17 protein-coding genes, 1 other RNA gene and 1 pseudogene are annotated in these 23533 nt (G+C 71.9%); 12 read left to right on the top strand and 7 right to left on the bottom strand.

The features are described from left to right. Window positions 1-73 precede the first annotated feature (73 nt). The 4 genes from ACH4G3_RS10365 to ACH4G3_RS10350 form a co-directional block, all read right to left on the bottom strand. Window positions 74-934, bottom strand: a complete 861-nt coding sequence (locus tag ACH4G3_RS10365) for a carbohydrate ABC transporter permease (protein WP_397624044.1) — start codon at window positions 932-934, stop codon at window positions 74-76. Then, a complete protein-coding gene (locus ACH4G3_RS10360) occupies window positions 931-2277 on the bottom strand; it encodes a carbohydrate ABC transporter permease (protein WP_397624043.1) in 1347 nt (448 codons plus the stop codon). Before ACH4G3_RS10360 ends, ACH4G3_RS10365 begins: the two co-directional genes overlap by 4 nt. A 4-nt stretch (window positions 2278-2281) precedes the next feature. Continuing rightward, window positions 2282-3688, bottom strand: a complete 1407-nt coding sequence (locus ACH4G3_RS10355; RefSeq protein ID WP_397624042.1) for an ABC transporter substrate-binding protein — start codon at window positions 3686-3688, stop codon at window positions 2282-2284. A gap of 221 nt (window positions 3689-3909) precedes the next feature. Further along, a complete protein-coding gene (locus ACH4G3_RS10350) occupies window positions 3910-8079 on the bottom strand; it encodes an FHA domain-containing protein (RefSeq protein WP_397624041.1) in 4170 nt (1389 codons plus the stop codon). A 362-nt stretch (window positions 8080-8441) separates the two neighbouring features. On the opposite strand from ACH4G3_RS10350, the gene ACH4G3_RS10345 reads away from it, so the two are divergent. The 4 genes from ACH4G3_RS10345 to ACH4G3_RS10330 all read left to right on the top strand — a co-directional run bounded on the left by ACH4G3_RS10345 (window position 8442) and on the right by ACH4G3_RS10330 (window position 13618). Then, window positions 8442-10130 carry a serine/threonine-protein kinase gene (locus ACH4G3_RS10345; protein WP_397624040.1) on the top strand — a complete coding sequence of 563 codons (1689 nt, stop codon included), beginning with the start codon at window positions 8442-8444 and terminating at the stop codon, window positions 10128-10130. Between the two features lie 122 nt (window positions 10131-10252). After that, window positions 10253-11497, top strand: a complete 1245-nt coding sequence (locus tag ACH4G3_RS10340; protein ID WP_397624039.1) for a serine/threonine-protein kinase — start codon at window positions 10253-10255, stop codon at window positions 11495-11497. Between the two features lie 81 nt (window positions 11498-11578). After that, entirely contained in the window at window positions 11579-12685 is a 1107-nt protein-coding gene (gene prfB / locus ACH4G3_RS10335; protein ID WP_020276419.1) for a peptide chain release factor 2, read from the top strand. A 303-nt stretch (window positions 12686-12988) separates the two neighbouring features. After that, the gene (locus ACH4G3_RS10330; protein ID WP_397624038.1) at window positions 12989-13618 is read left to right on the top strand and encodes a hypothetical protein; all 630 of its coding nucleotides are present in this window, start codon (window positions 12989-12991) and stop codon (window positions 13616-13618) included. Window positions 13619-13739: 121 nt separating this feature from the next. On the opposite strand, the gene ACH4G3_RS10325 is transcribed toward ACH4G3_RS10330, so the two are convergent. After that, window positions 13740-13931 (bottom strand): hypothetical protein, encoded by a 192-nt coding sequence (locus tag ACH4G3_RS10325; RefSeq protein ID WP_020276421.1) that lies wholly within the window; start codon window positions 13929-13931, stop codon window positions 13740-13742. A gap of 289 nt (window positions 13932-14220) precedes the next feature. On the opposite strand from ACH4G3_RS10325, the gene ftsE reads away from it, so the two are divergent. From ftsE to ssrA, 5 genes are all read left to right on the top strand, one after another. Then, window positions 14221-14910 (top strand): cell division ATP-binding protein FtsE, encoded by a 690-nt coding sequence (gene ftsE / locus ACH4G3_RS10320; protein WP_003990615.1) that lies wholly within the window; start codon window positions 14221-14223, stop codon window positions 14908-14910. 39 nt (window positions 14911-14949) lie between these two features. Then, window positions 14950-15867 carry a permease-like cell division protein FtsX gene (gene ftsX / locus ACH4G3_RS10315; protein ID WP_020276422.1) on the top strand — a complete coding sequence of 306 codons (918 nt, stop codon included), beginning with the start codon at window positions 14950-14952 and terminating at the stop codon, window positions 15865-15867. 68 nt (window positions 15868-15935) lie between these two features. Continuing rightward, entirely contained in the window at window positions 15936-17105 is a 1170-nt protein-coding gene (locus ACH4G3_RS10310; RefSeq protein WP_397624037.1) for a S41 family peptidase, read from the top strand. A 46-nt stretch (window positions 17106-17151) separates the two neighbouring features. After that, entirely contained in the window at window positions 17152-17631 is a 480-nt protein-coding gene (smpB, locus tag ACH4G3_RS10305) for an SsrA-binding protein SmpB (protein ID WP_150481188.1), read from the top strand. 120 nt (window positions 17632-17751) lie between these two features. Then, window positions 17752-18155: a transfer-messenger RNA gene (gene ssrA / locus ACH4G3_RS10300) on the top strand. A 48-nt stretch (window positions 18156-18203) separates the two neighbouring features. Here the strand turns inward: ssrA and ACH4G3_RS10295 are convergent. Both ACH4G3_RS10295 and yicI read right to left on the bottom strand, forming a co-directional pair. Then, window positions 18204-19175, bottom strand: a complete 972-nt coding sequence (locus ACH4G3_RS10295) for a LacI family DNA-binding transcriptional regulator (RefSeq protein ID WP_397624036.1) — start codon at window positions 19173-19175, stop codon at window positions 18204-18206. Beyond that, complete coding sequence (gene yicI, locus ACH4G3_RS10290; protein WP_397624035.1) at window positions 19175-21430, bottom strand: alpha-xylosidase; 2256 nt, start codon at window positions 21428-21430, stop codon at window positions 19175-19177. The genes ACH4G3_RS10295 and yicI overlap by 1 nt, the downstream gene beginning before the upstream one ends. Before the next feature lie 416 nt (window positions 21431-21846). On the opposite strand from yicI, the gene ACH4G3_RS10285 reads away from it, so the two are divergent. The 3 genes and pseudogenes from ACH4G3_RS10285 to ACH4G3_RS10275 all read left to right on the top strand — a co-directional run. Next, entirely contained in the window at window positions 21847-22092 is a 246-nt protein-coding gene (locus ACH4G3_RS10285; RefSeq protein ID WP_397624034.1) for a hypothetical protein, read from the top strand. A gap of 12 nt (window positions 22093-22104) precedes the next feature. Beyond that, window positions 22105-22965, top strand: a complete 861-nt coding sequence (locus ACH4G3_RS10280) for a hypothetical protein (protein WP_397624033.1) — start codon at window positions 22105-22107, stop codon at window positions 22963-22965. Beyond that, a pseudogene (locus ACH4G3_RS10275) lies at window positions 22937-23199 on the top strand (LysR family transcriptional regulator); the annotation flags it as partial. The gene ACH4G3_RS10280 and the pseudogene ACH4G3_RS10275, both read left to right, overlap by 29 nt. Window positions 23200-23533: the final 334 nt, after the last annotated feature.

The following is a 23533-nucleotide window of genomic DNA, read 5'->3' as shown; positions in this document are numbered from 1 at the left end:
CTACGGCATCCGGGGGAACGCGAAAGAGGCGGACCGCGACCGGTCCGCCCCTCCAACTGCCTTGCGCTGTACGCTACTTGACCGCTCCCGCCATCACGCCGGAGACGAACTGCCGCTGGAACGCGAAGAAGACGGCCAGTGGGACCACCATCGAGATGAACGCGCCGGGTGCCAGCACGTCGATGTTGTTGCCGAACTGCCGTACCTGCGTCTGGAGTGCGACCGTGATCGGCTGGCTGCCCGAGTCCGAGAAGATCAGCGCGACCAGCATGTCGTTCCACACCCACAGGAACTGGAAGATGCCGAGCGAGGCGATCGCCGGGGCGCCGAGCGGCATCACGACGCGGAAGAACAGGCGCAGTTCGCCCGCACCGTCGAGGCGCGCCGCCTCCAGCAGCTCCCTCGGGATCTCCGCGAAGAAGTTGCGCAGCAGGAAGACCGCGAAGGGGAGACCGAAGCCGACGTGGAAGAGCACCACGCCGATCACCGAGCCGAAGATGCCGATGTTGCCGAAGAGTTCGGCGATCGGGATCAGCGCGACCTGCACCGGCACGACCAACAGGCCGACCACGCCCAGGAACCACCAGTCCCGGCCCGGGAACTCCATCCAGGCGAAGGCGTAGCCCGCCAGCGAGCCGATGATGACGACCAGCAGCGTCGCCGGGACGGTGATCCACACCGTGTTGACCAGGCTGCTGGTGATGTCCTCGTTCTCCAGCAGTTTCGAGTAGCTGTCGAAGGTCATCTGCGACGGCTCGGTGAACACCTTCCACCAGCCGCTCGCCGCGATGTCCTCCGGGGAACGGAGACTCGCCAGCAGCAGACCGATCGTCGGCACCAGCCAGAACAGGCCGACGACGATGAGGAACACCCGCACCAGCCCACCGCTGACCCCCTCGACCAGCCGGGACCCCAGCGACTGCTTCGCCTTCATCGCCGCACCTCCCGCCGCAGCCGCCTCACGTTGAACCACATCACCGGGATCACGAGCAGCAGCAGGAACACCGAGATGGCGCTGGCGATGCCCGGCTGGTCCTCGGAGAAGCCCTTGCGGTACAGCTCCAGGGCGAGGACGTTCGCGTCGTCCTGGGCGGAGCCGGGCGCGATGATGAAGACCAGGTCGAAGATCTTCAGCACGTTGATCATCAGGGTGACGGTGACGACCGCGAGGACCGGCGCCAGCAGCGGCACCGTGACCCGTCTGAACACCTGCCACTCACTCGCGCCGTCGACCCTGGCCGCCTCCAGCAGCTCCCGGGGCACGCCCGCGAGCCCGGCCGCGATCAGCACCATCGCGAAGCCCGCCCACATCCAGATGTACGCGCCGATGATGGACGGGGTGACCAGGGACGGGCCGAGCCAGTCCAGGCCGTTGTACGGCTCCTTGAAGTTGCTGTCCGGAAGCCGGAGCAGGGCCCCGTCGGCCGAGGCCGGCAGCGTGAAGGTGCCGTCGTCGGCGGCCGTCGCCGAGGCCACGACCTTGCCGTCCTTCACGGCCTCGATCTTCATGCCGGCGTAGCCCAGTTCGGCCGAGTCGACGCTGTTGAGCTTGCCGACGCCCTTGCCCCGCGTGAAGTCCTGCCAGGTCGTGCCGGTGATCTTGTCCGGCTCGGGCTTCGCCGCCACGGCGGGCTTCGCGCCGTCCGGCATCAGGTCCGGCGCGACACCCACCAGGGGCAGCGAGACGGCCTCGCCCGCGCGGACGGGCGACTTGGTGATGAACGCGCCGCCGCCCGCCGGCTCCAGCGGCGACTGACGGCCCGGGTGGGCCTTGGGGAAGGCCGACGCCTGGGTGAACGTGTCGTGCACGCCCACCCAGACCGCGTTCGCGACGCCCTTGTCCGGGTCCTGGTCGTACACCAGGCGGAAGATGATGCCCGCCGCCAGCATCGAGATCGCCATCGGCATGAAGACGACCAGCTTGAAGGCCGTGCCCCAGCGCACCCGTTCGGTCAGCACCGCGAAGATCAGGCCGAGGGCCGTCGCGACCGTCGGCGCGAACACCACCCAGATGACGTTGTTCTTCAGCGCGGTGCGGATGCCCTCGTCGGTGAAGAGGGACTTGTAGTTGTCGATCCCGGCGAAGCCGTCGCCGGACTGGTCGTAGAAGCTGCGGACCACCGAGTACCCGATCGGGTACACCACGAGCGCGCCGAGCAGGACGAGCGCGGGAAGCAGGAACAGCGCCGCGACCATCCTGCGGGTGCCGGTCACACTCTTGCGCGACTTGGGAGCGGCAGGGGGCTTGACGCCCCCTGCCGCCGTGGCCGACGTCATGCCGTCAGCCTCCGTAGGCCGCGGCCGCTTCGGCCTCCAGCTTCGCTTGCGCCCCCGCGACGTCCTTCGGGTTCTTCAGGAAGTCCTGGAGGATCTTCCACTCGCCCTTGCCGGGCGTGCCGCCGAAGGCCTGCGGGGCCTGGTCGGACATGTCGAAGCGGAAGTCGTCACCGGCGTCGATGAGCGCCTTGGCGATCCTCTGCTGCACCGCGTTCGGGTACGCGGAGTTCGGCACGTTCTTGTTCGGCGAGAGGTAGCCGCCCAGCTTGGCCTGGATCTGCGCCGCGTCCGGCGAGGCGAGCCAGGTGGCCAGGGCCTGCGACCCCTTCGAGTCCTCGAGGATCACGGCCGCGTCGCCGCCCGAGACCACCGGCCCGTTGTCACCGACCGCCGGGAACGGGAACACCTTCGCGTCCGTGCCGATCTTCATGTTCGTCGGGATGTTGACCTGCGCGAAGTCGCCCGCCGCGACCATGGCGGCCTTGGGCTGGTCCCCGCCGGTGAAGACCTGCGTGACGGAGGCCGGGAAGTCGGTCTGCAGCGCCCCCTTCGCGACGTAGTCGGGCTTGCCCCAGACCTGCCCGAGGGTGGTCAGCGCGTCCTTGACGGACGGGTCCGTCCACTTGATCTCGTGCTTGGCCAGCTGGTCGTACTTCTCCGGGCCGGCCTGCGAGAGGTACACGTTCTCGAACCAGTCGGTCAGCGTCCAGCCCTCGGCGCCGCCGACGGAGAACGGGGTGACACCGGAGTCGTAGACCGTCTGCGCGGTCTTCAGCAGATCCGGCCAGGTCTCGGGCTCACTCGCCCCGGCGTTCTCGAAGACCTGGTTGTTGTACCAGATCAGGGACTTGTTGGCGGCTTTGTAGTAGACGCCGTACTGCTTGCCGCCCACCTTGCCGATGTCCTGCCAGCCCTGCGAGTAGTTCTCGCCGAGCTCCTTCTGCGCCTCCGCGCCGATGGGCTTGGCCCAGCCCCGGTCGACGGCCTGTTTGATGGCGCCCGGCTGCGGCAGCATCACGACGTCCGGCGGCTGCCCGCCGGCCACCTTCGAGCCGATGAAGTTGATGATCGGGTCCTGGGCGGGCACGAACGTGACCTTGGCGCCCGTGCGCTTCTCGAACTCAGCCAGGACCTTCTTGAAGTTGGCCTGTTCGGCGCCGGTCCACACGGCGGCGATCTCCAGGCTCGTCCCGTCCAGCTTCGGAAGAGTGACGTTGCTGGCGGCGGCCTCCTCGGTGTTGCCCGGGTTTCCAGTGCTGTCCTTGTCGTCGCCTCCGCAGGCGGTGAGCGAGAGCGCGAGCGCTCCCGCGGCGACGGCTGCCGCGGCCTTGGCGGCTCTGCGGTGCTGGGGGGTCGCCTTGTCCCGCTCGGGCGACCAGCGTTTCCGGATGGTGCTGCTCGTCATGCGCATGACTGCCCCGTTCTTCGTTCCTCGTCGAACGTCGAGCGCGCTCCCGTGCGATCTGGTCTACGCCCGGGTGTGCGGGGGCGGCAAGATGGCGTCGGCTGTCAAGCGGGGGATCGTGACCCCCTCGTGACCAGGGACTCGTCCCTGATCAACGGACGGGGTCGGCATCCAGCCAATGCCACGGACGAGTGCCGGGTCCTGTCTACAGAAGTGCCAGGTTCTGTCTACAGAAGTGACGGCACCTGCGCCGCCGCGACCTCCCGCGCCGCCCTTTCCAGCGCGCTGGCCAACAGTGCCAGGTCGGTCGGGCCGTTTCCGAGTTCCCGCACCGGGCGCCGGGCCGGAGGGTCACCCATGCGGTGCCATTCCAGCGGTACGACCGTGGGGCGCAGCGTCGCCGTCCGGGGAATACGGCCGGTGACCCGCCCGCCCTGGAACGGCGTGACCCGCCCGTCCTCGCAGGCGAGGCGGCCACGGCCCGGAGCAGGCTCGTCAGGGCCCGGGGCCGGTGCGTCGAGGGTCACGCGGAGGGTGGCCCGGCGCGCCGGTTCCGTCTCCGCCGTACGGGCGCACGGGCCGGTGGCCGCCACCAGGTGGACGCCCAGCCGCTCGCCCTCCCGGGCCACGGCCTCCAGCGCCCGCATCACCGACCCGGCCGCGGGCCGTCCGGTCGAGCCGAGGGCGGGGGAGACCAGTGCGTCCAGGTCGTCCACGACCACGACGAGCCGGGGCAGCGGCGGCGGCGCCGCCTGCGTCTGCCGCCGGGCCGCTCCGGGCCGCAGCCGCATCGTCGAACTGGGCGGGGAGTCGAGATCCGCGGCCCCGGCGGCCGTCCCGCCACCCGTCTCGGCCTGTGCGCCGCCCCGGGCCGTCGTCGTGCGCTGGGCGACCATACGGCCCGACAGCTCGCGCCCGGTGTGCCACTCGGCGAAGTCGGACCGCCCCAGCAGCTCGGCGCGCCGCTTCAGCTCGGCGCTCAGGGACTGCGCGAACTCGCGCATCCGGACCGGGTCGTGGGCCGTGAGGTAGGTGGTGACATGCGGGACGTCCGTACACACGCGCAGTCCCTCGCCGGCCCCGCCGCCCGCGCCGGGGCCGCCCCGGCCGTCGACCAGCACGATGCCCAGCCGATCCGGCCGCTCGGCGGCGGCCAGGGACGCGACGACCGCCCGCAGCAGCTCCGTACGGCCGCTGCCCGGCGGACCCTCTATCAGCAGATGCGGCCCCTGGGCCGCGAGGTCCGCGCAGACCGGGCCGCGCGGCCCGGCGCCCAGTACCGCGCGCACCCGCCCGCCCAGCGCCTCGGTGTCGTCGGCCGCGTCCGCCCAGCGCGCCATCAGCGACGCCGGGGTGGCCCTGGCCAGGCCCAGCTCGTCCAGCAGCCGTGCCGCCTGCGGCAGTGGCGCGGAGACACGCGGCTGCCCCGCACTCGCCGAGCCGTCCGTACGCAGCGGCGCCAGCGCCCGCGCGAACCGCTCGGCCCACGCGGGGGAGACGGCGTCGACGGTGGCGATCGTGCCGTGCCCCACGGGCCCGGCCGGTGAGCCGTCGCCCCCGACCCGGGCCACCCGCATCAGCCGCAGGGCCGTCGCCACGTCCCCGCTGAGCAGGGCGACCGCACCGCACTGCCGGAACGTGGGCGCCACCGAGCAGGCCGCCTCGTAGGTCTCCGTCACGGGCGAGGCGGGCGAGGCGGCGGCCGTCTCGGCCAGGCAGACGACATGGATCCCGGCCCGGGGGCCTTCCAGCGCCAGCCGTGCCACGGCCGCACGCAGGTCGGCGCCGCCGGGGTCGCCGTCCACGACGAGGACGGTGTAGGGGCCGGGGAAGCCGGTCGCCCGGTCGGGGGCGGGGGTGTCGTCCCGGGCCCACGAGGGGCGGCGGGGCACGGGACCTGCGGTGCTGCTCGCCTGGGTGTCACCGCCCTCGCCGTCGGTCCCCTGTGCTCTGGAGAACCGCACGTCGCCCAGCAGCCCGCCGACCCCCGCGTCCGCCAGCTGGTCCTCCAGGCGGCGCAGGAGCTCGTCCGTGCGGGCGGCGGCCTGTTCCCGGTCGTAGGCGAGGAGCAGGCGGCAGTCCTGCCCGTGCCCGGGACGGACGTGCGGCAGCCAGCCCAGCCAGGACCACTCGGCGGTGCGCTCCGGCAGGGGGCGGGAGCGGTCCGCGGCGATCAGGACGATCTCCAGTGTGTCGGGGGAGTGCAGCGCGGTGAGCTGCGCCAGCACGGCCCGGGCCAGGGCGGCGAGCCGCGCCCGGGGCCCGGCAAGGCCCAGTGCGCCGAGCTCGCGCAGCCCGGCGGTCACCGGCACCGCGGGCAGCAGGCCGGAGCCGTCCGGCGCGGCCCGGTCGGCCGTGCCGAGGCGCACCGCGAGCGCCTCCGGGTGGCCCGGGCCGCGCTCCCACAGCCGGGGCCCCGGCCCCAGCGCCGTCAGCAGCAGGGTGGCCGCATCCGGCCAGGTCTCCGGCACCGCCGGCCCGACGGCTGCCGTGCGCTCCGCCGCCACTTCGGCCGGCTCGTCCTCGTATGCCCCGCGCGCGGGAGCCTCCTGCTCGCCACGCCCTCCGGCCAGCCGCCGCGCCCACGCCCCGATCCCGCCCCGCCTGCGCGTCCCCGGCGGAACGTCGGTGCCCCGGAGAGGAGTGCCCTTCCGCCCACGACCGGCCCCCTCGCCCGGGGCACTCGCCGACGCGCCCGGGCCACCGTCGCCGGGGCTGCTGTCGCCGAGGTGCCCGCCCCTGACCGGTCCGGTGCCCGTGGGAGCTGCCGGGCGGGGAGCTGCTTGGCCTCCGGCCGGGGCATGGGGGCTCAGGCCCGTGCCGGCGCTGGGGCGATCGGCCCTGACCGGACCGGTGCCCGTGGGAGCCGTCGAACCGGGGGCCGCCTGAGCCTCGGCCGGCGTATGAGGACCTACGTCCCTGCCGCCGGCGCTGCCGAGGTGCCCGCCTCCGACCGGTCCGGTACTGGGGGGAGGCGTCGTACGGGGAGCTGTTCGACCCCCGGCCGGGGCATGAGGGCTTGTGCCCGTGCCGCCGTCGTCGTCGCCGGGGCGACGGCCCGCGACCGGTCCGGCGCCGGCAGGTGCTGTCGGACGGGGGATCGCCTGGCCCCCGGCCCGGGCATGAGGGCCGGTGCCGTCCGCCGCTCCGGCCCCCTGGCCGGAACCGCCCGCGGCCCCGTCACCGAACGCCCCGCCCAGCGCCCCGGCCCCGGAGCGCCCCGCGTGTGTGTCCCCGGCACCGAACCCGTGCTGCGTCGCACCGTGCTGCCGGGGAGTGCTGGTGACGCCGTCGGAGGAGCCCGCCGCCGACGAGCCCCCGGCGCTGCCGCGCTGCCGGGGAGCCCGGACCACGTCTTCCGGCGACGCCGTACGTGCCCCGTCCCGGGATGCCGGGCGCGCCGAGTCACCGGACTCGGGACCGGCGGGCCCCGAGTCCCCCTGGCCCCGGGCGATGCCCGGCCCGTGGTCATCCGCAGCAGCCCGGAACCCGCCCTGCGCGGCCCCCGCCCCGCCTCCGGCAGCCGGCCGGGAAGCCTCCGCGGCCCCTCCCGCACCCCTGCTCTCGACCCGGGGCGCTCCACCCTGCCCCGGCACCACCGCCGAGTCCCCGGAGCCGTGCCCCGCGCCACGCGGCGTGCCCCAGGCCGCCGAGCCGTAAGCGTGATGGGTCGGCGCGGCAGGGCCGGAGGGCCCGGCAGGAGCCGGATCCGACCCGCGCGGACCCGCCCCGTCGGCAGCCCCCGGCACGCGTACGTGCCCCTCCCCGTCCGGCGTCGTGTCCACCCGGCCCCCCGGCCCCCCGGCGGGAGCCAGCCGCAGGGCCGATTCGCCGATCCGCAGCAGCGCGCCCGGAGCGAAACGGACCGCCCGGTCGCCCACGCGCGTGCCGTCCAGCGTCGTGCCGTTCGTGGAATCGAGGTCGGCCACCGAGACGCTGCCGTCGGCGCTCACCGTCACCGCGCAGTGCAGCCGGGAGACGTCCGGGTCGTCGAGCGGCACGTCGGCGTCGGCGGAGCGGCCGATGCGGATCTCGCCGCCGTGCAGGAGGTGGACGCCGCCGGCGTCGGGCCCGGCGACGACCTGGAGCTGGGCCGGGGCGTCGTCCAGCTCGGGATGCGGCTCCGGCTCGCCCGGCGCGCCCACGGACAGCACGGCACCGTCGGTCAGCGGGGGCTCGCCGAGCGTGCAGCGCTGGGCGTCGAGCCGCTGCTCCCCGGCGTACAGCACCGGGGTGCCGGAGCCGTCACCGCCGAGGACCACCTGGGCGAGCCCCGAAGCCACCGCCGCGAGTGCCGTCCCGGCGGGCGCGGTGACCAGCACGTCGCAGCGCGCGGCGCGGTCCCGGGCCGGAGCCGCCAGGCCCAGCGGGTCTACGACGGTCAGCCGGATCTGCATCGCCGTCAGCGGTCCCTTCTGCCCGGGCGCGGAGTCCCCCCACCCCGCCCCAGCACGTCGGCCAGTACTGCACGCATCCTCGCACCTGCCACTGACACCGTGCCCCTCGCTCGGGAACAAGTGATCTTGATTGGTCGGCTCTGCCCGCAAAAGTGCCTGGGAGATGCCCCACTCGCGATCACTTGAGATCGGTCACGCTCACTCTCGGCAACCACGAGACCGAGGTGAGCGTCTTTCCTTCGAACGCGTGCGACAACGCATACGTAAGACCCACAGACGACGAGACCCCGGTCCCCGGCGGCACGGCACTACAGTGGGTCGGACAGGCCAGCAGGCAAGGCAAGCACCAGGGAGCGCATGACGTGCGGCCGGTAGGCAGCAAGTACCTGCTCGAGGAGCCGCTCGGGCGCGGCGCCACGGGCACCGTCTGGCGAGCCCGCCAGCGCGAGACCGCGGGCGCCGAGGCGGCCGTGCCGGGACAGCCCGGCGAGACCGTCGCGATCAAGGTCCTCAAGGAGGAGCTGGCCAGCGACCCGGACATCGTCATGCGGTTTCTCCGGGAGCGCTCCGTCCTGCTCCGGCTGACCCACCCCAACATCGTCCGGGTCCGCGACCTGGTCGTCGAGGGCGAGCTGCTGGCGCTGGTCATGGACCTCGTCGAGGGCCCCGACCTGCACCGCTACCTGCGCGAGAACGGGCCTTTCAGCCCCGTCGCCGCGGCCCTGCTCACCGCCCAGATCGCCGACGCGCTCGCCGCCAGCCACGCCGACGGCGTCGTCCACCGCGACCTGAAGCCGGCGAACGTGCTGCTCCAGCAGTACGACGGGCAGATGCACCCGCTGCTGACCGACTTCGGCATCGCCCGCCTGGCCGACTCCCCGGGCCTGACCCGCACCCAGGAGTTCGTCGGCACGCCCGCCTACGTCGCGCCCGAGTCCGCCGAGGGCCGCCCGCAGACCTCCGCCGTCGACATCTACGGCGCCGGCATCCTGCTGTACGAGCTGGTCACCGGCCGCCCGCCGTTCGCCGGCGGCTCCGCCCTGGAGGTGCTGCACCAGCACCTGAGCGCCGAGCCGCGCCGCCCCTCCACGGTCCCCGACCCGCTGTGGACGATCATCGAGCGCTGCCTGCGCAAGAACCCGGACGAGCGGCCCAGCGCCGAGAACCTCGCCCGTGGCCTGCGCGTCGTCGCCGAGGGCATCGGGGTGCACGCGAACTCCGCGCAGATCGCCGCCGCCGAGGGCGTCGGCGCGCTCCTGGTGCCCGACCCGGCGCCCGCGCCCGTGCCGGGCACGCCCGGCGCGGGCGACGCCGACCCCACCCAGGTCCTCCCGCAGGGCGCGGGCTCGTACGACCCGAACGCCGCGACCAGCGTCATGCCGCACACCGGCGGCCCGGCCGGCGCCGCCGACCCCACCGCCGTACTCCCGAACCGGGGCGCGGCCGACCCGACCGCCGTCATGCCGCCGGTCCCGCCGGGCTCGCCCGGCCACCCCGGTCAGCAGGGCCAGCAGGGCGGGCCCGAGGACCCGCACCCCTGGCAGAACCAGCTGCGGGCGGCCCGCGACCGCAACGAACAGACGCAGGTCCAGTACCTCGACCCGAACGAGGACCCGCTGCGCCGCCGCCCCCAGCGGCAGGTCGCCCGGCCCCAGCAGCCCCCGCGCCGCCAGGCACCCCCGCCGGGGCCCGGCTACGGCCACCCGCAGCAGCAGCCCCAGCAGTACGCCCCGCAGCCCCAGCGGCCCCAGCCGCCGCAGCGCTACGCCCCGCCCGCGCCGCCGCCCCAGCCCCAGCAGCCGCAGCGCGAGCCCCGGCAGCCCCGGCAGCGCAGCGCGAACCGGATGCGGATCCCCGGGCTCGGCTGCCTGAAGGGCTGTCTCTTCACGATCGTCATCCTGTTCGTCGCGGGCTGGCTGATCTGGGAGCTGAGCCCGCTCCAGGAGTGGATCGGCACCGGCAAGGGCTACTGGGAGCAGCTCACCGACTGGTTCAGCACGGTGACCGGCTGGATCGAGAAGGTCGGCGGGAGCGGCTCGGGCACGAACTGACCCGAACCACCCAGTGGCATTGGTGATTTGTCGACACCTGGCGAGTGATTTCTGCCTCCGCAGTGAAGGTTGGCTCTCCGGACGCGTAGTTTTAGCGACAACACGCGTCGGTAGGAGCAGCCTTGGCACGGAAGATCGGCAGCCGGTACACCGCCCACCAGATCCTTGGGCGGGGCAGCGCCGGCACGGTGTGGCTGGGCGAGGGGCCCGAAGGTCCCGTCGCCATCAAGCTGCTGCGCGAGGACCTGGCCTCCGACCAGGAACTCGTCGGGCGCTTCGTGCAGGAGCGGACGGCGCTGCTCGGCCTGGAGCACCCGCACGTGGTGTCGGTGCGCGACCTGGTCGTCGACGGCAACGACCTGGCACTGGTCATGGATCTCGTCCGGGGCACCGACCTGCGGACCCGGCTCGAGCGGGACAAGCGCCTCGCGCCCGAGGCCGCCGTCGCGATCTCGGCCGACATCGCCGACGGGCTGGCGGCCGCGCACGCCGCGGGCGTCGTGCACCGGGACGTGAAGCCGGAGAACGTCCTCCTGGACATGCAGGGCCCCCTGGGCCCGGGCGGCTCCCACCGCGCCCTGCTGACCGACTTCGGCGTGGCGAAACTCATCGACACCCCGCGCCGCACCAAGGCCACGAAGATCATCGGCACGCCCGACTACCTCGCCCCGGAGATCGTCGAGGGCCTGCCGCCGCGCGCCTCCGTCGACATCTACGCGCTCGCCACGGTGCTCTACGAGCTGCTGGCCGGCTTCACCCCGTTCGGCGGCGGCCACCCGGGCGCGGTCCTGCGCCGGCACGTCACGGAGACGGTCGTCCCGCTGCCCGGCATCCCGGACGAGCTGTGGCAGCTGCTCGTGCAGTGCCTGGCCAAGGCGCCGGCCTCGCGACTGCGGGCCTCGGAGCTGGGGGCCCGGCTGCGGGAGCTGCTGCCGATGCTGGCGGGCATGCCGCCGCTGGAGGTGGACGAGCCGGACACGGAGTCCGCCGAGGAGGCGGACCGGGAGGAGCAGCCCGCCGGACCGGCACCGGCCGAGCGGGTCCGGCGGCGGGGCGCGGTCCCCCTGGTGCCGGGAGCGAAACCGGCGGACTCCAACCGGGACACCCACACCTCGATGCGCGTACCGGCCCCCGACGAGCTGGCCGGGGGTGCCCACGGCACGGCCCGGGCCCCGCGCGCGTCGGGCACGCCCCGGCCGGGCTCGGCCCGCAACCGCGCCATCGCCCGGCGCCGCCGCGTGGCCCTCGGCGCGGGGGCGGTCGTCCTGGCGGCGGCGGTCGGCGTCGGGGCGTGGCTGTCCACCTCGGGCGACGACGCGAGCGCACCTCCCCAGGACACGAAGAACTCGGCCCCGCAGTCCCCCTGACCTCCTGGGGCCCTTCCGATCCGGCCGGCCGGCCCGGACGTCCGGCGATGGCCGCCGGGCGGAGCCGTTACGCTGGAGGGCGTGGCAGTCGTCGATGTATCCGAAGAGCTCAAGTCCCTCTCCTCGACCATGGAGTCGATCGAGGCCGTTCTGGACCTCGACAGGCTGAGGGCAGACATCGCCGTGCTCGAGGAGCAGGCGGCCGCGCCGTCCCTGTGGGACAACCCCGATGAGGCGCAGAAGATCACCAGCAAGCTGTCCCACCTCCAGGCCGAGGTGCGCAAGGCGGAGGCGCTGCGCGGTCGTATCGACGACCTCGCCGTTCTCTTCGAGATGGCCGAGGAGGAGGACGACCCGGACACCCGTGCCGAGGCCGAGTCCGAGCTGGTCGCCGTCAAGAAGGCGCTGGACGAGATGGAGGTCCGCACTCTCCTGTCCGGCGAGTACGACTCCCGTGAGGCTCTGGTGAACATCCGCGCCGAGGCCGGCGGCGTCGACGCCGCCGACTTCGCCGAGAAGCTCCAGCGCATGTACCTGCGGTGGGCCGAGCAGCGCGGCTACAAGACCGAGATCTACGAGACGTCGTACGCGGAGGAGGCCGGCATCAAGTCGACCACCTTCGCCGTCCAGGCGCCCTACGCGTACGGCACGCTCTCCGTCGAGCAGGGCACGCACCGGCTGGTGCGCATCTCGCCCTTCGACAACCAGGGCCGGCGGCAGACCTCCTTCGCGGGCGTGGAGATCCTGCCCGTGGTCGAGCAGACCGACCACATCGAGATCGACGAGTCCGAATTGCGCGTGGACGTGTACCGCTCGTCCGGCCCCGGCGGTCAGGGCGTCAACACCACCGACTCCGCGGTGCGCCTCACCCACATCCCCACCGGCATCGTCGTCTCCTGCCAGAACGAGCGCTCGCAGATCCAGAACAAGGCGACGGCCATGAACGTGCTCCAGGCCAAGCTGCTGGAGCGGCGCCGCCAGGAGGAGCAGGCCAAGATGGACGCCCTCAAGGGCGACGGCGGCAACTCCTGGGGCAACCAGATGCGTTCGTACGTGCTGCACCCGTACCAGATGGTCAAGGACCTGCGCACCGAGTTCGAGGTCGGCAACCCCGAGGCCGTTTTCAACGGTGAGATCGACGGTTTCCTCGAAGCCGGAATTCGCTGGCGCAAGCAGCAGGAGAAGTAAGTTTGTCGACAAGGCAACTGCCGTCGCCAGGGCGGCAGTTGCCTTTTCTGTGCCCGCTTCTGTGCGGCCATGTCTGGGTTTTACATCACACTCACAGAGTCAGACTCCCGGCATTGCCCCCGTAGTTGGACATGGCGGCCGCAAACGCCCTTGACGTGTCTTTGAAAAATGGGAAGGGTAAAGCGCGGCATGCGTGTCTCTGGGGCGCATGTGAACCGGGGGGCTCTTTCACCGCAGCTACCCCCGTCGAGCACAGCTCCGAACGCTGCCTAATGACGATGAGCTACTGGGGGTAGCAACCACATGACGAAGAAGACGCGGATCCGTGTCGCGCGGATAGCGGCCGGTGCCGTGATCGCCGCCGGCGCCTCGCTGACCGCCGCCGGTGCCGCATCCGCCGCGGAGACCGAGGACTGCCTGCTGGGCATCCTGTGTGCCGACGAGTCGCCGGCCCCGACCCCGACCCCGCCGGTTCCCACCGAGCTCCCGAGCGACCCGCCGACCGGCCTCCCGACGGACCCGCCGCCGACCGCGGAGCCCACGGACGAGCCGACCGAGCCGACGGACGAGCCCACCGAGCCGACCGAGGACCCGACGAGCCAGCCGACCAACCCGGGCAACGGGAACGGTGGCGGCAACGGCAATGGCGGCGGCAACGGCAACGCCAACGGTGGCGGCAACGGTGGCGGCAACGCGGCCGACCCCGACGGCGGCACCTCGCCGCAGGAGGAGGGCTCCTCGTCCCTCACCGACACCGGCTCGGACGCCACCCCGGCGGCGCCGCAGGCCCAGGGCAACGGCCAGGAGCTCGCCGAGACGGGTGCCGCGCAGACCACCTTCCTGGTGATCGGCGCCGCCACGATGATCGCCGGCGGTGTCGGCTTCCGCGTCCTGCCGCGCCTCATGGGCGGTCGCGGCGGGGCTGCCGCCTGACGGTAGCCGCGTCCGTACGGACGGTAGGCACAGCGCAGCGTCGAGGGCCCGGAGCGAAACGCTCCGGGCCCTCGGCCGTGTCTTTGTGTCTTCCGGATCCTTCGGACTGCCGAGTACGCCGCTAGGCGGTCTGGTGCGCCAGTAGTGCGACAGCGGCGATCAGCACGGTGAGCAGTGCGATCAGCGCCATCGGGTTCAGACCCGCGAGGAAGTTCTCCTGCTGCATCCGCTCGCGGTTCGCACGGCACACGGGGCACCGGCCCTCGCTCACGGGCGCCGCGCAGTTCGCGCACACCAGCCGGTCGTACGTCATGCGCTCGCCCTCCTTGCGCCGGTTCCTTGTGTGTAACGCTCGCGGTGGTGCGAACGTTCCCTCTCCACTGTGCCAGGTTCCTCCGGAGGTCGCGCGGGTCGCTCCCAGAGGGGTGGTCGCCATTGTCTCGCGGCTGCGGGCCGTGTGTGGCTCGTCGCGCAGTTCCCCGCGCCCCTCGGGTTGGCACAAAACGGCACATCTACTGAGCAACCACAGTCGGTGACTGCGGTCTGCTGCCCGGTTCGCGTATGGTCACGCTCATCTACCCCCGGCGACCCGTGGTGCATCCGTGATCCGATTCGACAACGTCTCCAAGGTCTACCCCAAGCAGACCCGCCCCGCCCTCAGGGATGTCTCCCTGGAGGTCGAGAAGGGCGAGTTCGTCTTCCTCGTGGGGTCCTCCGGCTCCGGAAAGTCCACCTTCCTGCGGCTGATCCTCCGCGAGGAGCGGTGCAGTCACGGTCAGGTGCACGTTCTGGGCAAGGACCTCGCGCGCCTGTCCAACTGGAAGGTGCCGCAGATGCGGCGCCAGCTGGGGACCGTCTTCCAGGACTTCCGCCTGCTGCCGAACAAGACGGTCGGCGAGAACGTCGCCTTCGCGCAGGAGGTCATCGGCAAGTCGCGCGGCGAGATCCGCAAGTCCGTGCCGCAGGTGCTCGACCTCGTCGGGCTCGGCGGCAAGGAGGACCGGATGCCCGGCGAGCTGTCCGGTGGTGAGCAGCAGCGTGTGGCCATCGCCAGGGCCTTCGTCAACCGGCCCAAGCTGCTCATCGCCGACGAGCCCACCGGCAACCTCGACCCGCAGACCTCCGTCGGCATCATGAAGCTGCTCGACCGCATCAACCGGACGGGCACGACCGTGGTGATGGCCACGCACGACCAGAACATCGTGGATCAGATGCGCAAGCGCGTCATCGAACTGGAGAAGGGCCGCCTCGTCCGCGACCAGGCCCGCGGTGTCTACGGCTACCAGCACTGAGACCGCACCCAGAGTCACGGAAAGGCATAACCAGTCGCCATGCGCGCCCAGTTCGTCCTGTCGGAGATCGGCGTCGGTCTCCGCCGCAATCTGACGATGACCTTCGCCGTCGTCGTCTCCGTCGCCCTGTCGCTCGCCCTGTTCGGCGGGTCGCTCCTGATGAGCGACCAGGTCAACACCATGAAGGGCTACTGGTACGACAAGGTCAACGTCTCGATCTTCCTCTGCAACAAGAGCGACGCCGAGTCCGACCCCAACTGCGCCAAGGGCGCGGTGACGGACGACCAGAAGAAGCAGATCAAGGCCGACCTCGACAAGATGGACGTCGTCCAGACGGTCACCTACGAGTCGCAGGACCAGGCGTACAAGCACTACAAGGAGCAGTTCGGCGACTCCCCGCTGGCCAGCTCCCTCACGCCGGACCAGATGCAGGAGTCGTACCGCATCAAGCTGAAGGACCCGCAGAAGTACCAGGTGATCGCCACCGCGTTCAACGGCCGGGACGGCGTGCAGTCCGTCCAGGACCAGAAGGGCATCCTGGACAACCTCTTCAAGCTGCTGAACGGCATGAACTGGGCCGCGCGCGCGGTGATGGCGCTGATGCTGGTCGTGGCGCTGATGCTGATCGTCAACACGGTGCGCGTCTCGGCGTTCAGCCGCCGGCGCGAGACCGGCATCATGCGCCTGGTCGGCGCCTCGGGCTTCTACATCCAGGCGCCGTTCATCATGGAGGCCGCGGTCGCCGGCCTCATCGGCGGCACGCTCGCGTGCGGCTTCCTGCTGATCGCCCGGTACTTCCTCATCGACCACGGACTGGCCCTGGCCGACCAGCTGACGCTGATCAACTTCATCGGCTGGGACGCCGTCCTCACGAAGCTGCCGCTCATCCTCGCCACGAGCCTGCTGATGCCCGCGTTGGCCGCGTTCTTCGCGCTGCGCAAGTACTTGAAGGTGTGACGCATACCAAGAGGGGCCGTACGGACAACGAGCCGTACGGCCCTTCCCCTTGTCCTAGACTCACCGCCATGTCAGGTCGTGACCCGTTCTGTCAGCCCCGTCCCAACCGTCGCGGGGCCGCCCTGGCATTGATGTTCGCAAGCGTGCTCGTCGCCGGCGCGGCCACGGGATCCCTCCCGCAGGCCGAGCGGAAGTCCGCGCAGGACGAGGCCCGTTCGGCCACCCCGGCCGGGCACCACGCGGACGTCACCAGGGCGGCCGAGGAGGCCCTGGCCGACGGCAAGTCCCCGATGGAGGCCGCGAAGCGCGCCGTCAGCCGCAGCGGGGACCGCTGGGGCGCCGTCTACTCCCGGGGCGAATACGAGGAGTTCGAGGAAACCCTCGACGGCCAGTACACCGGCGTCGGCCTGTGGGCGCGCAGCGAACGCGACGGCCGTATCGAGGTGACGAAGGTGCGCGCCGGGTCGCCCGCGGCCGCCGCCGGGATCCGCCCCGGAGACCTGCTGCGCAGCGTCGACGGCGAGAAGACCGACGGGCGGCCCGTCACCGAGGTCGTCTCCCTACTGCGCGGGGACGCCACCGACGCCTCCGCCGGCACGACGGTCCGTCTCGGCCTGGAGCGCGGCACGCGCGCGTGGACCGAGACCCTGCGCCGGGCGCACCTGTCCACGGACTCGGTCGCTGTTCGAAAAGTCGCCGGCCCCGTCACCGTCGTCCGGGTCGACACCTTCACCAAGGGCTCGGGCGACCAGGTCCGCGAGGCCGTACGGCAGGCCCCGCCCGGCGCCGGGATCGTCCTCGACCTGCGCGGCAACTCCGGCGGCCTGGTCACCGAGGCCGTCACCGCCGCCTCCGCCTTCCTCGACGGCGGTCTGGTCGCCACGTACGACGTCGACGGCGAGCAGCGCGCCCTGCACGCCGAGCCCGGTGGCGACACGACGAGACCCCTGGTCGCGCTGGTCGACGGCGGGACGATGAGCGCGGCCGAACTCCTCACCGGCGCCGTCCAGGACCGCGGACGGGCGCTCGTCGTGGGCTCCCGGACCTTCGGCAAGGGCTCGGTCCAGATGCCGAGCCGGCTGCCCGACGGCTCCGTCGCGGAGCTGACCGTCGGGCATTACCGCACCCCTTCCGGCCGCGCGGTCGACGGCCGGGGCATCACGCCCGACCTGGAGGCCGACGAAGGCGCACTCCAGCGGGCCGAGGGCGTACTGCGGGGTCTGGCCGGTCCCTCGTAATCGACTTCCCGCGGGCCCCCTCCGTAGTGCGAAAATGGGCGGCACTATGGCTAAGGAAAAAGGGCGCAAGATGATCGCGCAGAACAAGAAGGCGCGGCACGACTACCTCATCATCGACACCTACGAGGCCGGTCTGGTCCTCACCGGTACCGAGGTGAAGTCGCTGCGCCAGGGACGGGCCTCGCTGGTCGACGGCTTTGTGCAGATGGACGGGCACGAGGCGTGGCTGTACAACGTGCACGTGCCGGAGTACAGCCAGGGCACGTGGACCAACCACAGCGCGCGGCGCAAGCGGAAGCTGCTGCTGCACCGCGAGGAGATCGACAAGCTGGAGTCGAAGTCGCAGGAGACGGGTCACACCATCGTGCCCCTCGCCCTGTACTTCAAGGACGGCCGCGCCAAGGTCGAGATCGCGCTGGCGAAGGGCAAGAAGGAGTACGACAAGCGTCAGACGCTCCGCGAGAAGCAGGACCGGCGCGAGGCCGAGCGGGTGATCTCGGCGGTGCGGCGGAAGCAGCGGGCGTAGGCCCTCCGGGGTGCGTGGGAATACGCTGGCATCGACCTGCGTTGGTCACGTACGATGGCACCTGCGCCCCACAGCGGGTGCGAGGCCCCTCGCGGGGGGCGACGATTGAAAAATCAACATGGGGATGATCGGTTTCGACAGCGGCTGTCGAAGCAGGGGAAGCGTGTCGAGGAAGCGGCCATGATCTCGTAAACCACAGGCCGAAAAAAATAATCGCCAATTCCAAGCGATCCATCTCCCAGGGCGAGCTCGCCCTCGCTGCCTGATCTTCAGGTAGCGAGCAGCGGCTCCCCTACTTAAGGGAGTGTCAGCCCGGGGGTGTTCCCGACCCGGATCCTGGCATCATCTAGGGAACTAAACCTTGATCCCGGTCACGGGGTGAAGAGGGAAACCACACAGTGACTGGGCCCGTCGGAGACTTGTCGGCGTGATCTCCGGGGCCGAGAAAAGCACAGCCGACTGCACACGGAGAAGCCCTGATTCCACACCGTTGGACGCGGGTTCGATTCCCGCCATCTCCACTCATCCCATGTGGGCACAGGCCCCGTCGCTTCCGAGCGGCGGGGCCTGTGTCATGCGTGGCCCGTGCTGGCCCGCTCGGTCAGCCGCGGCGGCAGCAGCGTCGTCTCCGGTACGGGCATGCCGTGCAGTTGCGCCATCAGCAGTTCCACCGCTCGGGTGCCCAGCTCGCCGGCCGGCAGGGGGACCGACGTGACCGTCTCGGGGTCGTCAGGGCAGACGGCCATGATCGACAGGTCCTCGGGGATGCGCAGGCCGAGCTGCCGGAAGGCCGTGATCAGGGGTTCCAGGAGCGGGGCGTTGTGGACGACCACGGCCGTCAGGGCGGGGCGTTCGCGCAGCAGCCGGTCCGCGATGCGGTGGGCCGCGTCCGGGGCCGACCCGGCGGGGTGCACCGAGGGAGCCAGGCCGTGGTGGTCGGCCGCGGCCGTGAAGCCCTCGACCAGGCGGTGGGCCGAGGCGGTCCCGGGGAGGTGGGACTCCGGCGGCGAGCCGACCAGGGCCACTGTCCGGTGGCCGAGGCGGGCCAGGTGGTCCACGCACACCTCGCCCGCTGCCCGGTGGTCCAGGTCCAGGCAGGTCAGACCGTGCGGGTCGGCGGGCAGGCCGAGCAGGACGCAGGGGAGGTTCAGGGAGCGGAGCAGGGGGAGCCGCGGGTCCTGGAGGCCGATGTCCATGACCAGTAACGCGTCCGCCGGGGCCGGGCCCCCGACGCGGTTCAGGCCCTCCTCATGGGTGAGGAGCAGGACGTCGTGGTCATGCCCGCGTGCCGCTGTCACCACCGACTCCGTGACACGCATCATCGCCGGCAGGTGGACGCCGGCGCGCAGCGGGGCCGCCAGGGCCAGGACCTTGGACCTGCCGCGCGCCGGTGCGCCCGAGTGCGGGCGGTAGCCCAGCTCCCGGACCGCCGCCTCGACCCTGCGCCGGGTCTCTGCGGAGATCGGGCGCTTGCCGCTCAGCGCGTACGACACGGTGCTCGGGGAGACCCCGGCCCGGCGCGCCACGTCCGTGATCCTGACCATCAGGACGGCTCCGGCCCCAGCGTCAGGGACCCGGTACCGGCCGGTGCCCGGGTCTCGTGGCCGCCGGCGGCCAGCGCCCAGGGGGCCGCCGGGTCGCTGCACGTGGCCCGCAGGGTGTCACCCTCGCGTACGACCGTGAAGGTCACGTCCCCGACCCGTACCGTCGTCTCCTCGCCGGGCCGCATGCCGTACGCCCGCAGCGTCACCCCGTCGGCGTGGTCGTAGTCCGGACGGTCGTCCACCGCGCCCACCGGGATCACCGCACCCGGCCTGACCAGCAGCGGCACGCTCAGGAAAGGGTGCCGCTCGCGCACCCAGCGCGGGCCCGTCACCTGCTCGCCGGTGAGGAAGTGCGTCCAGGTGCCCTCGGGGACGTAGTACGTGACGTCGCCCTCGTCGCTGAACACCGGTGCCACGAGGAGGTCCGGGCCGAGCATGTACTGCCGTTCCAGGTGCGCGCAGCCCGGGTCGTCCGGGAACTCCAGCACCATCGCCCGCATCATCGGCACGCCCTCGGTGTGGGCGGCCCGGGCCGTCTCGTACAGGTAGGGCATGAGGCGCAGCTTCAGCCGGATGAAGTGGCGCGCGACCTCCACCGACTCCTCGTCGAACAGCCACGGGACCCGGTAGGAACCGCTGCCGTGCAGGCGGCTGTGCGAGGAGAGCAGGCCGAAGGCCAGCCAGCGCTTGAACAGGGCCGGTGCGGGCGTGCCCTCGAAGCCGCCGATGTCATGGCTCCAGAAGCCGAAGCCGGACAGCCCGAGGGACAGGCCGCCGCGCAGCGACTCCGCCATCGACTCGTACGTCGCCTCGCAGTCGCCGCCCCAGTGCACGGGGAACTGCTGGCTGCCCGCCGTCGCCGAGCGGGCGAAGAGGACGGCCTCCGCCTCACCGCGGTGCTTGCGCAGCACCTCGAAGACCGTGCGGTTGTACAGGTAGGTGTAGTAGTTGTGCATCCGCTCCGGGTCGGAGCCGTCCGACCAGGTCACATCGAGCGGCACCCGTTCGCCGAAGTCGGTCTTGAAGCAGTCGACGCCCTGCGCGAGCAGCGCCTCCAGCTTGGCGGCGTACCAGTCGCGGGCGGCCGGGCTGGTGAAGTCGACCAGGGCCATGCCGGGCTGCCACAGGTCCCACTGCCAGACGCTGCCGTCCGGGCGCTTCAGCAGGTGCCCGAGTTCCTTGCCCTCGGCGAACAGCGGGGAGCGCTGGGCGATGTACGGATTGATCCAGACGGAGACGCGCAGGCCACGGTCTCTGAGCCGGGCCAGCATGCCCTCCGGGTCGGGGAAGACCCGTGCGTCCCACCGGAAGTCGCACCAGTGGAACTCGCGCATCCAGAAGCAGTCGAAGTGGAAGACCGACAGGGGCAGTTCGCGTTCCCGCATGCCCTCGATGAAGGACGTCACCGTCTTCTCGTCGTACGACGTCGTGAAGGACGTCGACAGCCACAGGCCGAACGACCAGGCGGGCGGCAGCGCCGGGCGGCCGGTCAGGGCCGTGTACTTGCGCAGGATGTCCTTCGGGGTCGGGCCGTAGACGACGTAGTACGTCAGCTCCTGCGTCTCGGCGCTGAACTGCACCCGGGACACGACCTCCGAGGCGACCTCGAAGGACACCTTGCCCGGGTGGTCGACGAAGACGCCGTAGCCCGCGTCCGTGAGGAAGAAGGGGACGTTCTTGTAGGCCTGTTCGCTGCAGGTGCCGCCGTCGGCCTGCCAGATGTCGACGACCTGGCCGTTCTTGACCAGCGGGCCGAAGCGCTCGCCCAGGCCGTAGACGGACGTGCCGACCTGGAGGACCAGTTGTTCGCGCAGGTGGTGCGCGCCGGTCGCGTCCCGCATGATGCCCATGCTCTTGTGGCCGCTGCTGGTGAGGGTGCGGCCGTGCGCCAGGAACTCGACGTGCCAGGGGCCGCCGCGGGCCACCCGGACCGACAGTTCGCCCGAGGTCAGGGTCGCGTGCTCGTCGTCGCAGGAGACCTGCGGGGCGGCTCCCGACCCGGTGAGCTCGAACTCGGGGCCTCGCGGCTGCCCTCCCGTGAAGTGCGTCAGCGTCAGGCCGATGACGTCGGGCATGGGCGTGTGCGCGCGGAGCGTCAGGACGGGGCCCTTCAGCAGGTCGCCGCGGGAGCGCACGGGCCGGGTCGGCGCGTGGATCTCCAGCGTGCCGTCCGACTCGGTGACGTCGAGCACCTCGGCCGGGTACGCCGCGGTGACGCCCTCCCGGAGCAGCCAGTAGCCGTCGGTGAACTTCATGTGGGGGGTCCTTCTTCCCGTGCCCGCGGGGGCGGCAGGTGATGTCGAAGCGCTTCGACGGATGAACGTATGTGGGGTAGGTGAGGCCGTCAATGGGGCGTGCGCTGATCGGTGAAGCGATTCGACGCACCGGGCAGGGACAACGCCAGAGCCACGGCCGCCGCCGTCACCGGGATGCCCTGCCGGGAGCCCGCAGCGGCGCCTTCGCGGGTATGCGCGCCCGGACCGGCGGTCCAACACCTGTTCCTTGCGGAATCGCGCACCTGGGTTGTAGGACTGGCGGGAAATATTCGCTGCTTGTTCTTCATACAGCGATATGGAGAGTCCTTAATGGCGCATGGAAAAGATGTTCAACCGGGAAATCCTTCACCCTTTTGCCGCGCATCCGCCGAAGTGGGCCGACGGTTAGTCGGTACATGACCGAGGCGACCAGGAAAGACGGTTGGGCGGTAACGCTCGGCCCCTACACCTACATTCCCGCACCAGCACACTCGTCGGCCACCGTCAACGGCACGCTCACCAAAGGCGGTTGCCCGGTCGCGCTCCAGGTGACCGAGCCGGTTCTGCGCGATTTCATCGACACCATGAGCGTGCTGGAAAAGGATCTCGCCCGGCGGTGGATCAATGCGACGGAATGGCCCGCTTTCGCGCTCGCCGAATAGTCGGGTCACGTGATGTACGACAAAGGTATCGAGGGCACCGGTCGACACCGGGCGCCCACCCGGGACTTCGTGACCCCGCTGACGCCACCGGATCCGACCTGGGACCCCGCCGAGGAACTCGCGTTCATCCTCGAGGAGGCCCTCGGACAGCAGGAGACGACGGTTCCCGCCCCGCGTGACGCGGCACCGGCCGCCCCCGCGGACCCGGCCCCGGGCGAGCGCATGCAGCGGCTCCAGGACATCACCGAGGAACTGCCGCCCGTGCGGGAGATCCCCCGGCGGCACCGCAAGGTCCGGACCCGCAGAGCACCCGGCGTGCTCCGCACCACCAGCTTCCTCATGGCCGCCCTGACGGCCGTCATCGCCTCCGCGGTGGGCCTCCTGAGCGGCATGGTCGCCTACGACCCGCTGCGCCTGGTCGCCGCTTCCCCCGCGGAGCGCAACCTGCGCACCTGGTGGCCCCTGCTGGTGTACGGGCCCTGGCTGGTGGCCTCCCTGTCCGTCCTGCGGGCCGCGTTGCACCAGCGCCGTGCCGTGCACTCCTGGTGCGTGGTGCTGGTCTTCTCGTGCGTCGCCGTGCTGCTGTGCGTCGTCCAGGCGCCGAGGACCATCCTCGGTGCCGCGGCTGCGGCCCTGCCCGGGGTGGCGGCGCTGGCGTGCTTCCAGCAGGTCGTCCGGCAGATCACGCTGACGCGTCCGCCAGTGCGTACGGTGCCCCGGCATCGGCTGGGGCAGGTCCCGTCGAGGGAATGTCCTGGTGGGGACGGACCAGGTGGTCGGATGCCGGGTGCCGGCGCCGGTCCGGGGGCGGCTGCGGCCGCGGGTGAGTGTGCGGGTGAGAGCGAGGGGCCTGAGAAGGCCGCCGGGGGCTGACGTGCGGACCACCCGGCAGGTGACGCTCACGGGCGACGGAGAGCGGCTGCTGCCGGGTGGTCCGCTGCGTGCTGCAGGCGCAGGAGGAACTGCTCGCCGCCTTCGACCGGGCCCGGCCCTGCTGGACCGCGGCGCGTGCTGCACCGGGCGCGTGAACTCGCCCCCGGGCACGAGCTGATGGCCCGCTACGAGAGCGGCCTGACCGGAGCCGCTGGGGAGTTGCTCGCGGGCCGGCAATCCCCGCACGCCGGAGTGGACCGGCCTTGCGCTGCGGAGGCCCGACGGAGGGTGCGTTCCGGTCACCGGCGATGTCCTCATGGTGTCTCGCTAGTGACACGATTCCGCACGTGGTCCGCACATATCCTCCGCGTGCGCTACATTCGACGTCTGAGCACGGTGTGGTAATGGGGGCGCTTGGGACGGGTTGGGGACCCGGTCCGAACGACGGGTGCTCAGGTCGCAAGCGCACCTGAACCATCCCGTGGGGGGAAGTGCGTGCGTGTGGAACCGTGGCGAGAAGACGCCCAACCCGAATGGCCCGAGGTCGCAACGGCGACCGGTGAACTCC

Origin of the sequence: Streptomyces afghaniensis, assembly GCF_044327915.1 — a bacterium.
GTDB lineage: Bacteria > Actinomycetota > Actinomycetes > Streptomycetales > Streptomycetaceae > Streptomyces > Streptomyces afghaniensis.
The sequence above is the reverse complement of the archived record's forward strand: the minus strand, read 5'-3'. Positions and strand labels throughout refer to the sequence as shown.

Excerpts from the sequence above, each read along its gene's own strand:
- ACH4G3_RS10355 (WP_397624042.1), bottom strand. The coding sequence starts at position 3,688 with ATGCGCATGACGAGCAGCACCATCCGGAAACGCTGGTCGCCCGAGCGG.
- ftsX (WP_020276422.1), top strand. The coding sequence starts at position 14,950 with ATGCGCGCCCAGTTCGTCCTGTCGGAGATCGGCGTCGGTCTCCGCCGC.
- ACH4G3_RS10365 (WP_397624044.1), bottom strand. The coding sequence starts at position 934 with ATGAAGGCGAAGCAGTCGCTGGGGTCCCGGCTGGTCGAGGGGGTCAGC.
- ACH4G3_RS10330 (WP_397624038.1), top strand. The coding sequence starts at position 12,989 with ATGACGAAGAAGACGCGGATCCGTGTCGCGCGGATAGCGGCCGGTGCC.
- smpB (WP_150481188.1), top strand. The coding sequence starts at position 17,152 with ATGGCTAAGGAAAAAGGGCGCAAGATGATCGCGCAGAACAAGAAGGCG.
- ACH4G3_RS10310 (WP_397624037.1), top strand. The coding sequence starts at position 15,936 with ATGTCAGGTCGTGACCCGTTCTGTCAGCCCCGTCCCAACCGTCGCGGG.
- ACH4G3_RS10285 (WP_397624034.1), top strand. The coding sequence starts at position 21,847 with ATGACCGAGGCGACCAGGAAAGACGGTTGGGCGGTAACGCTCGGCCCC.
- ACH4G3_RS10350 (WP_397624041.1), bottom strand. The coding sequence starts at position 8,079 with ATGCAGATCCGGCTGACCGTCGTAGACCCGCTGGGCCTGGCGGCTCCG.
- yicI (WP_397624035.1), bottom strand. The coding sequence starts at position 21,430 with ATGAAGTTCACCGACGGCTACTGGCTGCTCCGGGAGGGCGTCACCGCG.
- ACH4G3_RS10325 (WP_020276421.1), bottom strand. The coding sequence starts at position 13,931 with ATGACGTACGACCGGCTGGTGTGCGCGAACTGCGCGGCGCCCGTGAGC.
- ACH4G3_RS10360 (WP_397624043.1), bottom strand. The coding sequence starts at position 2,277 with ATGACGTCGGCCACGGCGGCAGGGGGCGTCAAGCCCCCTGCCGCTCCC.
- ACH4G3_RS10280 (WP_397624033.1), top strand. The coding sequence starts at position 22,105 with ATGTACGACAAAGGTATCGAGGGCACCGGTCGACACCGGGCGCCCACC.
- ACH4G3_RS10295 (WP_397624036.1), bottom strand. The coding sequence starts at position 19,175 with ATGGTCAGGATCACGGACGTGGCGCGCCGGGCCGGGGTCTCCCCGAGC.